This is a genomic window from Croceivirga radicis (assembly GCF_002072105.2).
Taxonomy (GTDB): domain Bacteria; phylum Bacteroidota; class Bacteroidia; order Flavobacteriales; family Flavobacteriaceae; genus Croceivirga; species Croceivirga radicis.
Genome location: NZ_MTBC01000001.1, coordinates 526223 through 544271 on the forward strand (window position 1 = coordinate 526223; position 18049 = coordinate 544271).

Genomic DNA, 18049 nt, shown 5'->3' on the forward strand with positions numbered 1-18049 from the left:
AAATGAAGACTATATTTTACTTAGCTACTTGCAAAACCTGTCAGAAAATTTTAGAAGCATTAAAACCTTTAGATGGGGTAGAACTTCGGGAAATAAAAGAAAAAGGGGTAACCAAAGAAGAGTTGGAACACATGCGTTCCCTAACAGATAGCTACGAGTCTTTATTTAGTAGAAGGGCCATGTTATTTCGCCAGCGTAATTTAAAAGAGCAAAAACTGGAAGAGACCGATTATAAAAATCTTATTTTGGAGCATTATACCTTTTTGAAACGCCCCGTAGTGGTGGTAGATGATGCTATTTTTATTGGTAACGCTAAAAAACAAGTAGAAGCGGCCAAAGAAGCGCTACACGGATGAGCAAACGTACCCTAGCCATATTAGCGGCTTTTGGTGCTACCTTGATCTATGCCCTAAACCACACTATTGCAAAAGGGGTTATGCCAACGCATGTTAAGCCCTTTGCATTTATTTTTTTACGGGTAACGGGGGCGGCCATCTTGTTTTGGCTTATTTCCTTTTTTGGACCTAAAGAAAAAATAGAAAAGTCTGATTATCTACGTATGTTTTTTGCCGCGTTGTTGGGCATGGTAATAAACATGTTGGCCTTTTTTAAGGGGTTGCAATTGTCTACCCCTATCAATAGTGCGGTATTGGTAACCATAAGTCCTATTGTCATTGTTATTCTATCCGCTCTTTTTTTAAGTGAAAAGGTAACATTGAATAAAGGTCTTGGTATTTTCTTGGGGCTGGTAGGTGCATTGGCATCCATACTTTTTGGTGCCGAATTAAGACAAGATGCCCCTAATATTCCTTTAGGTAACTTTTTAATGATCGTAAATGCTACCGCCTACGGCTCTTACCTGGTAGTGGCAAAAAAATTGGTGACCAAATACCACCCATTTACCTTTATGAAGTGGTTGTTTACTATTGCGGTGGTAATTAATTTTCCTATAACCATTGGGGAGTTTATGGAAATACAATGGGCCACCATGCCCTTATGGGCCTATGGCGTAATCCTTTTTGTGATTCTAGGGACCACATTTTGCACCTATCTTTTTAACATCTATGCCATGACCCAACTGCGCGCCAGTACAATTGGGGCATTTATCTACCTTCAACCGGTTCTAGGTATCTTATTTGCCATAGCCGTAGGCAAAGACCAACTAACCTTGGTAAAAGTGCTGGCCGGTTGCTGTGTGCTTGTAGGGGTGTATTTGGCCAGTAAAAAACCTAAACCAAATCCTTAGGTAAACGTACGTGCTTACGGGTGTCTTCTTTGGTCAAAAATTTAAAATCAGCTGCTTTTTCTTCTGCCATAAAGGTTTGTAGAATTTCATCTGGCAATCCGGTAAGACTTCGTTTTTTCATGTCTATAAAAGCGCCCATCATTTCGCAATGCCCTACATTTTTACCATCTGCATTATAAAAATTATGGTGAAACTCAAAAAACATTCCGTCCTTGCTAAGACCTTTCCATTCTAACGAAACACGAATAGGTTTACCAGGAAAAACCTCTTTAAAATAATACATATGCTCGTAAAAGACCACGGGGCCAATTCCAAAGGCTTCAAACTCCTTATGGCCAAAGCCAATTTTAGATAAGTAGGCCATTCGGGTATGGCTCATAAAATTAATGTAAGCAGAATTTGCCAAGTGTCTATTGGCATCTACATCACTCCATCTAACTTCAAATTCTTTTAAAAACATAGATTGATTTTTATTATGCATGCATAGGATTGACAAAAATAGCATAGATTTGAAGACAAACTGTATTTAAAACTGAATTATTATGAATCCGAATACACCATTTTTAGACAGACTTTCTTTGCCAGCCATTGCTGCGCCCATGTTTTTAATCTCTGGACCAGAGTTGGTTATTGCGTGTTGTAAAAATGGGATAGTAGGTACGTTCCCGGCTTTGAACCAACGTACAAGTGAAGGTTTTGAAGAATGGTTAATTCAGATTAAGACAGAATTGAAAAGGTGGGAAGAAGAGACCGGTAAAAAAGCGGCGCCGTTTGGGGTAAATATTGTGGTGCACCCCACCAACCCGCGAGTGGAAGCAGATGTTAAGCTATGTGTAAAACACCAAGTGCCATTAGTGATAACCTCTTTAGGGGCCGTACAAATGGTAGTAGATGCCATACATAGTTATGGCGGTTTGGTTTTTCATGATGTTATAAAAAAGCGCCACGCCCAAAAGGCTGCCGGTGCAGGTGTGGATGGTCTAATATTAGTAGCGGCCGGTGCCGGCGGGCATGCAGGTACCATAAATCCTATGACCTTGGTGGCAGAAACAAAGACGTTCTTTGATAAAACCATTATTCTGTCTGGTTGTATAAGTACGGGTAGGGATATTGCTTCGGCCATGCAAATGGGAGCCGATTTTGCGTACATGGGTACGCGTTTTATCAATACCGAAGAGAGCTACGCTCCAGAAGATTATCAAAAAATGATAGAAGATGCCGGGGCTAGTGATGTTACCTATACCGCTGCAATTTCTGGTGTACATGCTAATTTTTTAACCGCAAGTCTAGATGCTGCCGGTTTAACCAAAGAAGACTTGGAAAAAGACCAAAAAATAGATTTTGGTAAGGAATTGGATACGGAACACAAAGCATGGAAAACCATTTGGAGTGCTGGTCAAGGTTCTGCCAGTATACATGAGACCTTACCCGTTAAGGAATTGGTGGGCAAGCTTAAAGAGGAATTTAAAACAGCTATACAAGAGCAAGCCAAATTACTAGACACTTTTCCAAGGGATTAATACGAATTTTAATAGGAAACTTTTTTAAGCTCTGCTAAGTATTGGTGTACTTGGCTAACGGCCATTGAACCCTCGCCAACAGCAGAAGCTACACGTTTTACGGAACCTTTTCTAACATCGCCCACGGCAAAGAATCCCGGTATGCTGGTTTCTAAAGATTGTGGTTTGCGTTCTTTAAAGATTTCGCATTGTAAAAGTTTTTCTTTTTTAATTCCCGGACCTGTACAGATAAAGCCTTTTTCGTCTGTTTCAACTAAATCGGCAACCCATTCGGTACAGGGTTTGGCCCCTATAAACGTAAACAAATTAGTTATTGGCTTTTTAGAATTACCTTGGGTTTTGTGCTGCAACACAACACTTTCTAAATGGTATTGGCCATGCAGCTCTGTTACCTGGGTAGATTTTAAAACAGTAATGTTATCCGTTGCATTGATGCGTTGTACTAGATAATCGCTCATTTTTGCCCCTAAATCATCGCCCCTAATGATTACATAAACGGTTTTGGCGTGGTCTGCTAAAAACATAGCGGCCTGGCCTGCAGAATTACCACCACCTACTACACCAACTATTTCATTTTTACAGGCAGAAGCATTCATGCCGGTTGCGGAATAGAAAACACCGCTTCCCTCATATTTTTCAATGTTAGAAATAGGCAATTGTCTGTAATCTGCTCCGGTAGCTGCAACTATAGCTTTGGTTTTGATTACTTTATTATTGGTGGCATTAACCTTAAAAACCCCTTTTTCATAGCTTATACTTTCTGCTTTATGTGGTATGGAAATATTGCAGCCAAATTTTTGGGCCTGTATGTAGGCATTGTTGGCCAAGTCCCTACCGGAAATCCCCGTTGGAAAACCCAAATAATTTTCAATTTTAGAACTTTTTCCTGCTTGTCCGCCAGGAGCCTTGCCATCTATGGTAACAACTTCTAGCCCCTCAGAGGCCGCATAAACGCTAGCGGCCAATCCGGCGGGCCCTGCGCCAATTACTAATACATCAAAAATGGTGTCATCAAACTCCATTAAAACGCCCGTATATCTGGCCAATTCTTCTAGTGTTGGGTTTTGGCACAATTTTGCCTCGCTATTAATTAAAATAGGTAGGTCTTCTTGGGTTAGACCAAAATGAGTGAGTAAATCTTCGGCGTTTTTAGAACTAGCTACATCTAGAAAATTATACCACAGATGATTTTTATCCATAAAATCTCGTATGGCATACGTCTCTTTTGAGTTAGACGTGCCAATTAGCTTTAGGCCACCTTCGTATTGCGAGAGCACGGTTTCTTGTCGTAATAGAAAGGCATTCAACAGAATATCGCTAATATCGCTATGTGCAGAAATTGCCTTTTTAAGTTGTTTTGGAGAAATTCTAAGAACACACGTTTTAGGTTGTGCCACACCATTAAATTGAGAACTTCTATGGGATAACATACCACTATCTCCTGTAAATTCGTTCTTTTTATGAATGGTTATGGGCTTATGTTGGTCTGCAGGATTCTCAATAGTTATGCTTCCGGCCATTACCACAAAAAAATCATATTGTTGGTCTCCAATCCTAAAAAGCGTAGTGGTTTCTGCAAAGTTTTCTATTTCCCCATAATTCTTTAAAACCCCAATTTGTCTGGCTGTTAATTCTGGAAATCGTGCATCTTTCATGTTGGTAATTTAAAATTATCCCTTTAATTGGAGTGCTAGTATAAGTTTTAGCGCCATTTCTTTAAAAATAATATAACTTTTCTACTATGGCTAGCTTTTTGTAAAATCGTAGCTTGGCACTCTAATTTTTACACATGCCCTTGATTCCTTCAGACTATAGGCCACCATTTCTATTTAAGAATGGACATTTTTCTACCATTTATGCAGGCTTGGTACGTAAAATTAATGGCGTGTTGCAACGAAGAGAACGTTTAGAATTACCAGATGGCGATTTTTTAGACTTGGATTGGTCTGAAGCGAATGCGCCCACCAACCAAGTTTGTATTTTATTGCATGGTCTAGAAGGGAGCGCCCAACGACATTATATTACAGGGAGTGCAAAAATTTTAAACCAAAGGGGTATAGATGCCTGTGCAATTAATTTTAGGGGTTGTAGTGGGGAACCCAATAGATTATATAGTAGCTACCATTCTGGGCATACTCAAGATTTGGAGTTTGTGGTGCATCATATTTTGAAACAGAATAAATACACCACTATCTTTTTAAAGGGTTTTAGTTTGGGTGCCAATGTAATGTTGAAATATTTGGGAGAAAAAGGAGCGCAAGCTCCGGTTACGGCGGCAGTAGCCGTTTCTGTTCCGTGTGATCTAAAGAGTGCGTGTAACCAACTTTTAGCAACGAAAAACGCATTGTATTCCCATCGATTTAAGAAAACCTTACTGGCAAAACTGAAGGAGAAACAACAAAAGTTTCCAGATAAGTTGGATAACAAAGCAATTGAAGACATACAAACCCTTAAGGATTTTGATGATGTGTATACAGGGCCGGCACATGGTTTTAAAGATGCGCTGGATTATTATAAAAAAGCAAGTTCTAAACAATTTTTACAGGCCATAACCGTACCTACTTTAATAATAAATGCGGCCAATGATTCATTTTTAGGTCCAGAGTGCTATCCCTACCAAGAAGCCGAAGCTAATGATAACCTTAGTCTAGAAGTTCCTTATTTTGGAGGCCATGTTGGTTTTTGGGGTAAAAACAACATTAGTTATACAGAAAACCGTTGTATTGCTTTCTTTGCTAGTGTTCTAGCCAAATAGTTTTGTATTTTGTTGATTTTGAGCTACTTTTAAATAACACGAAACCATTAATTACCATGCCAGTAAGGAAAATTGCAATAGCGATTGCCCTATTGCTATTACATGGCTGTATCAAAAGCGAAGATTTTGATACGCCCAATAAAAACTGTTCTGCAAGCTTAGCGCCAAATACCACATTTAAGGCGGTAAAAGAGTTATATAAGGGCAATTTGCTTTTAATTACAGAAGACCTGATATTGGAGGGTTTTGTAATTTCTTCTGATCAAGCAGGTAATTTTTTTGGAACCATACATTTGCAAGACGCAGCTGAAAATCCAACAGCGGGGATACAACTATTAGTTGATCTAAGGTCAAGTTATTTGCAATATCCTTTGGGTACCAAAGTATTATTAAAACTAAAAGGTCTTTATCTAGGTAAACAAAAAGGTGCATTTGTTCTTGGAGGAACATTCGCGGCATTTGGCACCACAAGCGTTGGTAGGTTGCCCGCCTTAAAGATTCCTGAACATCTACTGGTAGTATGCGATAATCCGGTGCAGCTAGCACCAAAAGCAATTGATTTAGCTGATGTTGATAGTTCCCTAACCAGCACTTTGGTGCAATTTTCTAGAGTAGAAGTAATAACTGCGGAACAAGATAGCACTTATGCGGTGGCAGAAACAGAAACTACCAGAACGCTAATAGATTGTAATGATTTAACTATTAAGTTGTTAAACAGTGGCTATGCCAATTTTCAAGCACAAAAATTACCCGGCGGTAGTGGAACGGCAACTGGTGTATTGGTAAGGGAACGAAATAACATGTTTTTGGCTATTAGGGATACAACCGACTTGTTTTTCACCCAAGAAGAGTGTCCAGATTTGATTACGGAATTTACTACGGATAGCTTCTTTTTTACAGAGTTGGCAGATCCCAATAACAACGCAGATGCACGTTTTATAGAGTTGTATTATGCTGGCAACGAAACATTGCCTCTAAAGGGTTGGTCTATTGTTAGATATACCAACGCCAATACGGAAGTTGGCGCTTCCTTAGACTTGTCTGAAATTACCCTTACACCAAATAGCTTTTTGGTCATCGCCAAAGATGCCCTAGAATTTGAAGCTACTTTTGGTTTTGCGCCAAATTTGGAAGCAGGTAGTAATAGCCCGGCAGATTCTAATGGAGACGACAATCTTTTTTTAATAGACCCTTTTGGAACGGTAATAGATGCTTTTGGTAGGATAGGCGAAGATGGCACGGGTACCAATCATGAGTTTGAGGACGGAAAAGCCGTAAGAAGTTTGGCAATAGAGAGAGCGAATTCTACTTACGATTTTACGGAATGGACGCTTTACAATGATACCGGTGACAGTGGTACTATTAACCAACCCCAAAATGCACCCGAAGATTATAATCCAGGAGTTAGAGATTAACATACTTTAAAGAGGTTTAAGTAAATTTATAGCTATCTTCAAATTGTAATTATGGAAGAGAAAAAAGAGTTTTTTAACGACATACGAAATGGGGATGCCAACACGGTTGCCCAAAAATTAAAAGCAAAACCTAGTCTAATCAATGCTAAAGATGAGCGGGGATCTACGCCCTTAATATTAGCAGCGTATTATGGACATTTAGCGGTGGTTGAGGTGCTTTTGAGTAAAAATATACCCATAGATGTTAAAGATGGAACGGGTAACACAGCGCTTATGGGCGTTTGTTTTAAAGGGTATACAGAAGTAGCAAAACTATTAATTGATAAGGGAGCAGATGTAAACCAAACCAATTCTATGGGCGGAACCTGTTTAATCTATGCGGCTACCTTTAACCATATAGCTATTGTAAAGCTCTTACTGGCCAATGGTGCCAATAAAAATGCAAAAGACGCAAGGGGCCATACTGCTTTAGACCATGCAAGAATGCAAGGAGCAACAGAATTGGTTAACCTATTGCAATAAATAATGGATAACAAAAGTTCGTTAAACGCCATTAAACAGATGATTGGTATAGCGGATGTTGGATTGTTATATGCCAAAGACGATTATGATAGGGAGCGTTATACGGCTATAAAGAAAATAGCATTAGACCTGCTAGTAGAGGTCACTGATCAACCTTTAGATAAATTATCAAACTTCTTCTTACCTGTAAAAAATTACCCCACGGTTAAGGTAGATGTTAGGGCTTTAGTACTAAATAATGAGGATCAAGTATTGCTTGCCCAAGAAAGTTCAGATAAAAAATGGACTTTACCAGGTGGCTGGGCAGATGTGGGTTACAGTCCAAAAGAAATAGCAGAGAACGAGGTAAGGGAAGAAACCGGACTTAAGGTAAAAGCCATACGCTTACTTGCTGTTTATGATAAGCAGAGGCATCCCCATCCGCCAGAACCTTTCTACGTGTACAAAATGGTCTTTTTATGTGCGTATGTAGCAGGTAATCTTAAACCTGGTTTTGATATGTTAGGTGCCCAATGGTTTTCTTTAAATGGTTTACCAGAATTATCTACCAATCGTATTTTAAAAGAACAGATTTTAAGTCTGTGTACAAAAGTTAGAAATAATGACCTTTCGGTTTATTTTGATTAAATGGATTCAAATTTGGAAATAGCGTTAATACAAACCCATTTGATTTGGGAGAACCCTATTGCGAACAGAAAAAATATTGAAGCTAAATTACGGCTAATTAAGAACGACGTGGCCATAGTGGTACTACCAGAAATGTTTACTACGGGCTTTACCATGAAACCTGAAAATGTAGCCCAAGAAGAGGGCATTAAAACATTAGAATGGTTAAAAGCACTTGCTAGTACATATGGGTTTGCTCTGGTAGGTAGTACCATATGGCAAGAAGAAGGCAATTATTATAATAGGTTGTTTTTTGTTACACCTTCTGGAAACGTACATAGTTATGATAAAAAACACACCTTTATCCTAGCCGGAGAGGATAAAGTTTATGTAGCAGGAAAGGATCATTTATTTATCACCTACCAAGGCTTTAAAATATGTCCGTTAATCTGTTATGATTTACGTTTTCCGGTATGGGCAAGGAACACGGTAGACTATGATGTTCTATTATATGTGGCAAATTGGCCAAAACCAAGAATTAATGCATGGGATACGTTGCTAAAAGCTAGGGCCATAGAAAACATGGCCTATTGTATTGGCGTAAACCGCATTGGAATAGATGGTATAGGTTATGAATATCCAGGACATTCTGCGGTTTATGACGTTTTAGGGCAACAAGTGGCATTTTCCCAAAAGGAAGAAGTGCTTTACGCTACCTTGAGTAAAGATCATATTCAATTCAATCGAAAAAAACTTCGCTTTTTAGAAGACAGAGACCCATTTACTCTTTTATAGTAAAGGTATTTTCATATTCCGAAAAGGCTCTTACTTCTATAATATCTGGATAATAGACTACTTTTTCGGGTTGTACCTTTTGCAGGTAATTTCCGCTGTCCCATTTTCCATTTCCGTTGGCGTCAAAAATTACCCGTATTTGGTATTCGTTGGGTAGTATTTTTGGAAAGTCGATGGGCTTGTCTTCCTCAAGATAAACTTCTCTTACCAACTCATCCTTTTTATTGGTTAACTGCACAATTAACGGATAGGTTATATCACCTTTTATATTAAACCGTAAATCACCATAATCTGCATAACTGGCAGTGGTCAGCTTGATTTGCAAGGTGTCGTTTTGAGTGCCAAAAAAATCGGTAATAGCACCGGGCAATGCGCTTACGTAGTAGTTTTGGTTATCTAAAAGTTGAAAATTCAAGTTTACTTTGTTTTGAACCGTATCTAGCTTGGAATAAAAATTTACGCTGGTAGAATCTTTATCTAAAATAGAAATATATGCCGTGTCTATTGCTGTTAGCGGGGTGTTTGCAGAAAAATAAAAGGATTCTTCAAAATTAATCTTACTGCTATGGCTTGGTACTATTTTTAAACTATCTAAGGGTAGTTTACGCGTTTTTACCGTAAAGGTGTCTATCAGTTTTTTCTGCTCATTGGTTACCGTAAAAAGTATGGAATCTAGGTCTGTAGGGGTTAACCAGTAATTCAAAGTGTCTTTTTCTACCTCTTTTCTTACTAAAGTATTTACAGAATCTGGTAAAGTGGTTAGCGGTGTAATTTGCAAACTATCGCCATTACCTTGGTAACCAAAAATAATTTTGTTCTTAGCTACATAACTGGGTACAGATGCCTTGTAATCTGGAACTTCTTGAAATAACTTTAATAAATAAATAGAATCTGTTGGTAATGTTATTGTGTCTTCTAGAAAACCTATTTTATCCGCTCTTTGGTCAAATACATTATTTTTTGCTTTGTCTTTTAAAGCAAACAGTTTGTATTGCCCAGCTTTTAAATACCGCAAGGTAAATACGGGCAAACTATCCAACGTATTGGTCATATAATTTGGTGGATACTTATAAATGGTAGAGTCGGTATAGGCACTATCCATTTCGTACAACATAACACTTATAAATTCGTCTGCCTTGCGGTTAAAGGCATCTCTAACGGCTCCGGTTAGGGTTAAGGAATCGATAACATCTCCAGTAGAAAAAACAAAGGTTAGCAAATTGTAAGGATTGCCCTCATTGTGGTCTACTACGCTCTGTCCAAAATTGATGGTATATGTGGTGTTTTCCCTAAGTGTGTCTTTAAAAACCAATTCTATAGTTTTACTTGCACTACCCTGTGGTTTTATTTCTGGTTGGTATTTTAATGGAGGCGAAATTATTAATTGCTCTTGTACATCTTTAAGTTTAATATACTCATCATAGGTTAGTTTTATCCTATTGCCCTTGAAATTCTTGGTAAGGTTTTCTGGTTCTGTTTTAACTAGTTTAGGTGGTGTAACATCTTTTGGTCCTCCAGAGGGGCTACCCCTTCTGGCACATTGCCATAATGAAACACAAACAAGCATTAAAAATAGAAAACTAAAAAACCGCTGTACTAATTTCATTTATTTGATACTATTCTTAGGCAAAGAAACAACTAATTACCAAAAGCCAAAGTTAAGGAGTGTTAAGGCACAAAAGCTATAGTAGCCACATAAATGCTAATGTTTTCATGTTTGGATAGGGCATTGCTACAAGATTCTATTGTGGCACCGGTGGTAATAACATCATCTATTAATAAAATAGTTTTATTACTTAGGTCTACGCTAGGGTTGGGCTCGTATAGATTTTTAGTGTTAAGCCATCTATTCAGTCGGTTTTTTTTGGTTTGTGTTTTTGTGTTGGCCGTTTTAATCAGGGCATTTTCTTTATACTTTGTATTTAAAAGGATTGCTAGCTCTTTTCCAAAACCTTCTAACTGATTGTAACCTCGCTTTTTTTGTTTTTTAGGATGTAGTGGAACGGGAACTATAAAATCAATGGTGGGTAAGGTATTTTCTGCTAAAATTTGTTGGCCAAACCATTGGGCTAAAAAATTTCCAATTTTTTTCTGTCTAGAATATTTTAAATAGTGCAACAGTTGTTTCACCTTGCCGGGATTATAAAAATATAAAAATGAAGACGCCTTTTTAATATGGCAGCGCCCGTAAAATATACGGTCAACGGCATTCTCTTGCGTAAAGTTGAATTCGGTAAAAGGTAAATCATGCCGACAAACGGTACACAAAAAGTGCTCTCCCCTATATAATTTGCCATTACATCCAAAACATACCTTTGGCAATAGGATAGAGTTAATATCGTTTATTATATTTGACATCCAATTTGAAAACAAATCTTTGACCTGCATATCAGCGACTTAACCAATGGAATCCCAAGATACCAATTTCAATTACAAGATTATACTTGCGGCACTTGTTGCGGTTATCATCGCTATTCTAATTGCGTTCTACTATAGTTATGCCCAAAGTCAAAACCAACTTACGTATTTAGAAGACGAAAAAAAGCTGCTTGTAAAAGACCTTTCTATAATGAAAGCAGAGGTGGATCGTTTGGCAGGATTAAATGAGGTAAGTGACATTGAACTACGTTCTTCCCAATATAGAATAGATGAGTTGATGGACTCTGTGGGACGTTTAAATTTTAATATTCTAAAGTTGAAAGACGATAGAAAGGCACTAAGAAAGTTAGAGGCCAAGTTCGACAGCTTAAAAATCAAGAATAACTTTTTACGCTACAATAACAGGTTGCTCACAGATAAATACCAGCGAACCGTAGAGCAGATAGAAGATTTGCGGGGTAGAACCAGTTCGTTGGCCAAAGCAGAAGAAGTTGCTAGGAAACGCAATGTAGAATTGAGCAAGGAGCTTAAAGTAAAGAGCTACCTAAAAATGCAGAATTCTGAAGGGGCAGGGTTTAGGTTAAGGGCCGGCAGACCCTTAAAAACCAACAAGGCAGACGTTATAGAAAAACTTCGTGGTTGTGTTACCATTTTAGGTAATCCAAATGAACGGGGAGAAGTCAAGATTATTTATTTCCAGTTTTTGGATCCAGATATGGCCGTGATAGAAGATAATGCCAACCTAATTAACGTTGGTGGCAATACCTACAGCAAACGGGTAGAAGTGGTATACATGGGCAAAGAACTTAGTGTTTGCGATGCCATTACCATACCAGAAGGATCATTAGCACCCGGAATATACACCCTTAACGTATTTGAAGACGAACGTTTGCTATCTTCTACAGAATTTCAATTAAAATAGGGTTTTCTCTTTAAGACCTATGTTTTACATTTGCCAAATGGCAAATCAAGAAGACGTTTTTAAGAAGGTTATTTCACATGCCAAAGAATATGGTTATGTGTTCCAGTCCAGTGAAATATATGATGGTCTAAGTGCGGTGTATGACTATGGTCAAAACGGTGCGGAGTTAAAAAAGAACATTAGGGAATATTGGTGGCAGGCCATGACCCAATTACACGATAATATTGTAGGGATAGATGCAGCAATTTTTATGCATCCAACTACTTGGAAGGCATCTGGTCACGTAGATGCATTTAACGATCCCCTTATCGATAATAAAGATTCTAAAAAGAGGTATCGCGCAGATGTATTGGTAGAAGATTACGTTGCCAAGATTGAAGCAAAAATAGATAAGGAAGTTTCAAAGGCCGCAAAACGCTTTGGAGCAGATTTTGACAAGGAACAATTTGTGGCTACCAATGGGCGCGTACTAGGTTATCAAGAAAAAATAGACACCATTCTAAAGCGTTTAGGTAAATCTTTGGAAAATGAAGATTTGGCAGATGTAAAGGCATTGATAGAGGAGTTAGAAATAGCATGCCCGTTATCCGGTTCAAAAAATTGGACAGACGTTAAGCAATTCAACCTTATGTTTGGCACCAAACTAGGTGCTTCTGCAGACAGTGCAATGGACCTTTACTTAAGACCAGAAACGGCACAAGGTATATTTGTAAATTTTCTAAACGTTCAAAAGACAGGTAGAATGAAATTGCCGTTTGGTATTGCCCAGACGGGTAAAGCCTTTAGAAACGAGATAGTCGCAAGACAGTTTATTTTCCGTATGCGAGAGTTTGAGCAGATGGAGATGCAATATTTTATAAAGCCAGGCACCCAAAAAGAATGGTATGATGCATGGAAGGAAAAGCGATTAAATTGGCATCTTTCTTTAGGTATGGGTCAAGACAATTACCGCTTTCATGATCACGAGAAATTGGCACATTATGCAGATGCCGCTTGCGATATAGAATTCAAATTTCCATTTGGGTTTAAAGAATTGGAGGGTATTCATTCTAGAACGGACTTTGATTTGAGTAGTCACGAAAAATATTCCGGTAAAAAATTACAGTATTTTGATCCAGAGGAGAATAAAAGTTATGTGCCCTATGTGTTGGAAACTTCTATTGGTTTAGATAGAATGTTTTTGGCCGTTTTCTCTAATTCTCTACAAGAAGAAGAATTGGACAATGGTTCTACCAGAACGGTTCTTAAATTACCGGCTGTATTAGCTCCTACAAAAGCAGCTGTATTACCGTTGTTAAAGAGAGATGGCTTACCAGAATTGGCGCAAAAACTGGTAGATGAGCTAAAGTGGGATTTTAAAGTAGCTTATGATGAAAAAGATGCGGTTGGTAGAAGGTATAGAAGGCAAGATGCCAACGGCACACCTTTCTGTATTACCGTAGACCACCAATCTTTAGAAGATAACACTGTAACTATTAGGCATAGAGATTCTATGGAGCAAGAACGTGTACCTATGGATCAAGTAAAAGGTATAATTTCTAAAGCGGTAGATATACGTTACTGGCTTCAAAAAATATAATTTAATTAGATTGGTTATAACAAAGGGAAAGTTTTGCTTTCCCTTTTTTTGTGCTATAGCATTTGATTTTACTATCGATAAACACAAAACAATAAGAAAACTTAATACTTAAATAACGCATTCATATTACTTATCCATTAATTTTAAGGGGAACAGGCTTAAATTCACATAATTACTTATAAAATACCTTTTACAATGGATAATAATAATCAACACACAAATGAGGCTTGGGATGTAAACGAATCATCCAAATGCCCTTTCTTAAATGGAGAAATGAGCCAAGTTGCGGGTGGTGGAACATCTAATACAGACTGGTGGCCCAATCAATTAAACTTGAACATCCTTAGGCAAAATTCCAATTTGGTAGACCCTATGGATAAGGACTTTAACTATGCCGAAGAATTTAAAAAATTAGATTTGGCCGCTGTTAAAAAAGACCTGACCGATTTAATGACGGACAGCCAAGATTGGTGGCCTGCAGATTATGGGCATTACGGTCCATTCTTTATACGTATGGCATGGCACTCTGCAGGAACGTATAGAATTCATGATGGCCGCGGTGGTGGCGGATCAGGTTCTCAACGTTTTGCACCATTAAATAGTTGGCCAGACAATGCCAATTTGGATAAAGCCAGATTATTGCTTTGGCCTATTAAAAAGAAATATGGCAAGAAATTATCTTGGGCAGATTTAATGATTCTTGCAGGTAACGTTGCTCATGAATCCATGGGCTTAAAAATGTATGGTTTTGCTGGTGGTAGAGAAGATATCTGGCAGCCAGAAGAAGATATTTATTGGGGCTCGGAAACAGAATGGTTAGGAAGTGACAAACGTTATGAAAGTGGTACTCTGGAACGTTCATTGGGTGCCGCCCATATGGGATTGATATATGTAAATCCAGAAGGGCATAACGGAAATCCGGATCCTGTAGAAGCTGCACATTACATACGTGAGACTTTTGGCCGTATGGCGATGAACGATTATGAGACCGTAGCGTTAATAGCAGGCGGACATACCTTTGGTAAAACCCACGGTGCCGCGGCAGATACCGATTATCTAGAGGCAGAACCAGCCGGCGCGGGAATAGAAATGCAGGGTATGGGCTGGAAGAATAATTTAGGAAAAGGGCACAGTGAAGATACCATTACCAGTGGTTTGGAAGGTGCTTGGACAGATACCCCTACAAAATGGAGTCATAAATACCTAGAAAATCTATTTGGCTACGAGTGGGAGCTAACAAAAAGCCCTGCTGGTGCATGGCAGTATAGACCAAAAGACAATGCAGGTGCGGGAACTGTTCCAGATGCACATGACCCAAGTAAGAAACATGCGCCTTTTATGTTGGTAACGGATATTTCGTTACGTATGGATCCAGATTACGAAAAAATTTCTAGACACTTTTTGGAAAACCCAGATGAGTTCGCAGATGCCTACGCTAAGGCTTGGTATAAACTTACCCACAGGGATATGGGGCCAGTAGAACGTTATTTAGGAGATGAGGTGCCTACCGAAACATTAATATGGCAGGACCCAATTCCAAAAGTAGACCACGAGTTAATAAATGAGGCAGATGCTACAGAATTAAAGAAAAATATTTTGGCATCAGGACTTTCCGTTTCAGAATTGGTTTCTACCGCTTGGGCCTCTGCAAGTACGTTCCGAGGAAGTGATAAAAGAGGTGGGGCAAACGGTGCTAGAATTAGATTTGAGCCACAGAGAAATTGGAAAGTTAATAACCCGGGTCAACTTAAAAACGTTTTAGATACTTTAGAAAGAATTAAAGAAGAATTTAATAACGGACAATCTGGAAATAAAAAAGTATCCTTGGCAGACGTAATTGTCTTGGCAGGTAATGCAGGTATTGAAAAAGCGGCGAAAGATGCTGGTTATGAGGTAACCGTTCCTTTTGCTCCTGGTAGAATGGACGCGTTGGAAGAACAAACTGATGTAGAATCATTTGAAGCCTTGGAACCAATGGCAGATGGTTTTAGAAATTACAAAAATTATAAGTTTGATGCCAAGACGGAAGCACTATTGGTAGATAAGGCACAATTGCTTACACTTACCGCTCCAGAAATGACTGCGTTGGTAGGTGGTATGCGTGTTTTAAATACCAATTTTGATGGTTCTAACCACGGTGTCTTTACAAACAGTCCTGGTAAATTAACCAACGATTTCTTCGTTAATCTTTTAGACTTTGGTATTACTTGGAAAGCCATAGATGACAAAGAAGAGTTGTTTGAGGCTACAGATAGAAGAACCGGTGAAAAGAAATGGACTGGAACACGTGCAGATTTAATATTTGGGTCCAATTCTGAGTTAAGGGCGTTTGCGGAAGTTTACGCTTGTGATGATGCACAAGAAAAATTTGTTAATGATTTTATAGCGGCCTGGGACAAAGTTATGATGGCAGACCGTTTCGATTTAAAATAATAGCTCTTATCTGCTACTGAAAAGCGACCCATTGTGGTCGCTTTTTTTGTATCTTAAATTATGGTTTACTATAAGTTTTCGTAGAAAAACGAAATTAACTTTCGTTGTTAAGTCAAAAACCTAATAATAATTCAGCATTTTTAACTAAATCTAAACAAACTGAAAATATGCCTAATTTTAATATCAAGGCAGAAAAACAAACCACTTATGATGCTATAGTCATTGGCTCTGGTATAAGTGGTGGTTGGGCTGCTAAAGAACTCTGTGAAAAAGGCTTAAAAACGCTGGTCTTAGAAAGAGGTAGAATTGTTGAACATGTAAAAGATTACACAACAATGAACCTAGACCCTTGGGATATGGACTACAGGGGTGGATTAACGCCAGAAGAACGGGAAAAACACTACAAAGGCATCCGTTCTGGATTTATAGGTCAAGATACCGAACATTTTTATGCCAACGATAAGGAAAATCCGTATACAGAAGAAAAACCGTTTTTATGGATTAGGGCACACCAAATGGGTGGCCGATCTTTATTGTGGGGTAAACAAACCTATAGGTGGTCAGATTTGGATTTTGAAGCCAATGCAAAAGATGGGCATGGAGTAGACTGGCCCATTAGGTATAAAGATATTGAACCTTGGTACACTTATGTAGAAAAATTTGCAGGTATTAGTGGGGAAGCCTTGGGTTTACCACAACTACCGGATAGTCACTTTTTACCTCCGATGGAGCTTAATTGTGTAGAGAAAGATGTTAAAGCAAGAATAGAAAAAGATTTTCCGGGACGGCATATGATTATAGGCCGTGTTGCACACTTAACCCAACCTCATAACGGAAGGGGGCAATGCCAATATAGAAATAGATGTAGTAGGGGTTGTCCTTACGGGGCATACTTTAGCAGCAACGCAGTTACCCTACCGGCGGCAAATGCAACAGGCAACTTAACCATTAGACCTTACTCTATTGTACAATCTTTGGTTTATGACGATAAAAAAGGGAAGGCTACTGGTGTACGGATTATAGATGCCGAGACAAATGAAGAAATAGTATTCAAGAGTAAAATTATCTTTTGCAACGCTTCTACTTTAAGCACTACCCAGATATTAATGAACTCAAAATCTGACCGATTTCCAGAAGGTTTTGGAAATGATAGTGGTGAGTTGGGGCATAATTTAATGGACCACACCTATAGGGTTGGCGCGTTGGGTAAAGTAGAAGGCTTTTTGGATAAATACTACAAAGGAAGAAGACCTAATGGAATTTATATTCCTAGATATTGGAACGTTGATGAAAATACTAAATCCGATAAGTTTGTTCGTGGTTTTGGTTATCAAGGAGGTGCCTATAGACTGGGTAATGGCTATGCGGCCAATTTAGAAGAATTTGGTGCAGACTATAAAGATAAAATTATGAAACCAGGACCTTGGGAAATGTTTATTACTGGTTTTGCCGAGTGTTTGCCTTACCATGAGAACAAGGTTTCTTTAAATAATGAGGTTTTGGATAAGTGGGGACAACCCACACTTTCTATTGATTGCGAATGGAAAGAGAACGAATTGGCACTGAACAAACAAATCCAAGAAGATGCGGTAGAAATGTTAGAAAAGGCTGGTCTAAAAGATGTAATAGGGTTCGATAAAAAACACGAACCTGGATATGGTATTCATGAAATGGGAACTGCCCGTATGGGTAAAGACCCCAAGACATCAGTTTTAAACGCACACAACCAAGTACATGCCGCCAAGAATGTTTTTGTAACTGATGGTGCCTGTATGACCTCTTCTTCTTGTGTAAACCCTTCTTTAACCTACATGGCACTTACGGCAAGAGCAGCTAATTATGCGGTAGAACAGCTTAACAAACAAAATATTTAAACG

General features: G+C 38.5%; 16 protein-coding genes. 12 read left to right on the forward strand and 4 right to left on the reverse strand.

Features of this window, described 5'->3' with window-relative positions:
* The first annotated feature begins 2 nt into the window (after positions 1–2).
* Both BUL40_RS02370 and BUL40_RS02375 read left to right on the forward strand, forming a co-directional pair.
* On the forward strand, positions 3–356 hold the full coding sequence (locus tag BUL40_RS02370) for an arsenate reductase family protein (protein WP_080317919.1): 354 nt from the start codon (positions 3–5) through the stop codon (positions 354–356).
* Complete coding sequence (locus tag BUL40_RS02375; protein ID WP_010516512.1) at positions 353–1246, forward strand: DMT family transporter; 894 nt, start codon at positions 353–355, stop codon at positions 1244–1246. The genes BUL40_RS02370 and BUL40_RS02375 overlap by 4 nt, the downstream gene beginning before the upstream one ends.
* On the opposite strand, the gene BUL40_RS02380 is transcribed toward BUL40_RS02375, so the two are convergent.
* Positions 1230–1706 carry an acyl-CoA thioesterase gene (locus BUL40_RS02380; RefSeq protein WP_080318022.1) on the reverse strand — a complete coding sequence of 159 codons (477 nt, stop codon included), beginning with the start codon at positions 1704–1706 and terminating at the stop codon, positions 1230–1232. The genes BUL40_RS02375 and BUL40_RS02380 overlap by 17 nt on opposite strands.
* A gap of 82 nt (positions 1707–1788) precedes the next feature.
* Here BUL40_RS02380 and BUL40_RS02385 point away from each other — a divergent pair, with 82 nt between their 5' ends.
* Positions 1789–2766, forward strand: a complete 978-nt coding sequence (locus BUL40_RS02385) for an NAD(P)H-dependent flavin oxidoreductase (RefSeq protein WP_080317920.1) — start codon at positions 1789–1791, stop codon at positions 2764–2766.
* 8 nt (positions 2767–2774) lie between these two features.
* On the opposite strand, the gene BUL40_RS02390 is transcribed toward BUL40_RS02385, so the two are convergent.
* Complete coding sequence (locus BUL40_RS02390; protein ID WP_080317921.1) at positions 2775–4421, reverse strand: FAD-dependent oxidoreductase; 1647 nt, start codon at positions 4419–4421, stop codon at positions 2775–2777.
* Positions 4422–4555: 134 nt separating this feature from the next.
* Between BUL40_RS02390 and BUL40_RS02395 the strand changes: the two genes are divergently transcribed.
* The 5 genes from BUL40_RS02395 to BUL40_RS02415 are packed head-to-tail and all read left to right on the forward strand — an operon-like array spanning position 4556 to position 8859.
* On the forward strand, positions 4556–5521 hold the full coding sequence (locus tag BUL40_RS02395) for a YheT family hydrolase (RefSeq protein WP_080317922.1): 966 nt from the start codon (positions 4556–4558) through the stop codon (positions 5519–5521).
* Between the two features lie 56 nt (positions 5522–5577).
* Entirely contained in the window at positions 5578–6936 is a 1359-nt protein-coding gene (locus BUL40_RS02400) for a DUF5689 domain-containing protein (protein WP_244901808.1), read from the forward strand.
* Positions 6937–6987: 51 nt separating this feature from the next.
* A complete protein-coding gene (locus tag BUL40_RS02405; RefSeq protein WP_080317924.1) occupies positions 6988–7458 on the forward strand; it encodes an ankyrin repeat domain-containing protein in 471 nt (156 codons plus the stop codon).
* Between the two features lie 3 nt (positions 7459–7461).
* Positions 7462–8085, forward strand: a complete 624-nt coding sequence (locus BUL40_RS02410) for an NUDIX hydrolase (protein ID WP_080317925.1) — start codon at positions 7462–7464, stop codon at positions 8083–8085.
* On the forward strand, positions 8086–8859 hold the full coding sequence (locus BUL40_RS02415) for a nitrilase family protein (RefSeq protein ID WP_080317926.1): 774 nt from the start codon (positions 8086–8088) through the stop codon (positions 8857–8859).
* Here BUL40_RS02415 and BUL40_RS02420 read toward each other — a convergent pair.
* Positions 8846–10465 carry an Ig-like domain-containing protein gene (locus BUL40_RS02420; protein WP_080317927.1) on the reverse strand — a complete coding sequence of 540 codons (1620 nt, stop codon included), beginning with the start codon at positions 10463–10465 and terminating at the stop codon, positions 8846–8848. The genes BUL40_RS02415 and BUL40_RS02420 overlap by 14 nt on opposite strands.
* A gap of 62 nt (positions 10466–10527) precedes the next feature.
* The gene (locus BUL40_RS02425; RefSeq protein ID WP_080317928.1) at positions 10528–11217 is read right to left on the reverse strand and encodes a ComF family protein; all 690 of its coding nucleotides are present in this window, start codon (positions 11215–11217) and stop codon (positions 10528–10530) included.
* A 46-nt stretch (positions 11218–11263) separates the two neighbouring features.
* Here BUL40_RS02425 and BUL40_RS02430 point away from each other — a divergent pair, with 46 nt between their 5' ends.
* The 4 genes from BUL40_RS02430 (at position 11264) to BUL40_RS02445 (ending at position 18046) form a co-directional block, all read left to right on the forward strand.
* Positions 11264–12160, forward strand: a complete 897-nt coding sequence (locus BUL40_RS02430; protein ID WP_010516498.1) for a hypothetical protein — start codon at positions 11264–11266, stop codon at positions 12158–12160.
* Positions 12161–12197: 37 nt separating this feature from the next.
* Complete coding sequence (locus BUL40_RS02435; protein WP_080317929.1) at positions 12198–13739, forward strand: glycine--tRNA ligase; 1542 nt, start codon at positions 12198–12200, stop codon at positions 13737–13739.
* 195 nt (positions 13740–13934) lie between these two features.
* Complete coding sequence (katG, locus tag BUL40_RS02440; protein ID WP_080317930.1) at positions 13935–16172, forward strand: catalase/peroxidase HPI; 2238 nt, start codon at positions 13935–13937, stop codon at positions 16170–16172.
* 167 nt (positions 16173–16339) lie between these two features.
* Entirely contained in the window at positions 16340–18046 is a 1707-nt protein-coding gene (locus BUL40_RS02445; protein ID WP_080317931.1) for a GMC oxidoreductase, read from the forward strand.
* Positions 18047–18049 lie beyond the last annotated feature (3 nt).

Coding starts and splice junctions, on each gene's coding strand:
- BUL40_RS02385 (WP_080317920.1), top strand. CDS start 1,789: ATGAATCCGAATACACCATTTTTAGACAGACTTTCTTTGCCAGCCATT.
- BUL40_RS02390 (WP_080317921.1), bottom strand. CDS start 4,421: ATGAAAGATGCACGATTTCCAGAATTAACAGCCAGACAAATTGGGGTT.
- BUL40_RS02400 (WP_244901808.1), top strand. CDS start 5,578: ATGCCAGTAAGGAAAATTGCAATAGCGATTGCCCTATTGCTATTACAT.
- BUL40_RS02425 (WP_080317928.1), bottom strand. CDS start 11,217: ATGTCAAATATAATAAACGATATTAACTCTATCCTATTGCCAAAGGTA.
- BUL40_RS02380 (WP_080318022.1), bottom strand. CDS start 1,706: ATGTTTTTAAAAGAATTTGAAGTTAGATGGAGTGATGTAGATGCCAAT.
- katG (WP_080317930.1), top strand. CDS start 13,935: ATGGATAATAATAATCAACACACAAATGAGGCTTGGGATGTAAACGAA.
- BUL40_RS02420 (WP_080317927.1), bottom strand. CDS start 10,465: ATGAAATTAGTACAGCGGTTTTTTAGTTTTCTATTTTTAATGCTTGTT.
- BUL40_RS02405 (WP_080317924.1), top strand. CDS start 6,988: ATGGAAGAGAAAAAAGAGTTTTTTAACGACATACGAAATGGGGATGCC.
- BUL40_RS02395 (WP_080317922.1), top strand. CDS start 4,556: ATGCCCTTGATTCCTTCAGACTATAGGCCACCATTTCTATTTAAGAAT.
- BUL40_RS02430 (WP_010516498.1), top strand. CDS start 11,264: ATGGAATCCCAAGATACCAATTTCAATTACAAGATTATACTTGCGGCA.
- BUL40_RS02370 (WP_080317919.1), top strand. CDS start 3: ATGAAGACTATATTTTACTTAGCTACTTGCAAAACCTGTCAGAAAATT.
- BUL40_RS02445 (WP_080317931.1), top strand. CDS start 16,340: ATGCCTAATTTTAATATCAAGGCAGAAAAACAAACCACTTATGATGCT.
- BUL40_RS02435 (WP_080317929.1), top strand. CDS start 12,198: ATGGCAAATCAAGAAGACGTTTTTAAGAAGGTTATTTCACATGCCAAA.
- BUL40_RS02415 (WP_080317926.1), top strand. CDS start 8,086: ATGGATTCAAATTTGGAAATAGCGTTAATACAAACCCATTTGATTTGG.
- BUL40_RS02375 (WP_010516512.1), top strand. CDS start 353: ATGAGCAAACGTACCCTAGCCATATTAGCGGCTTTTGGTGCTACCTTG.
- BUL40_RS02410 (WP_080317925.1), top strand. CDS start 7,462: ATGGATAACAAAAGTTCGTTAAACGCCATTAAACAGATGATTGGTATA.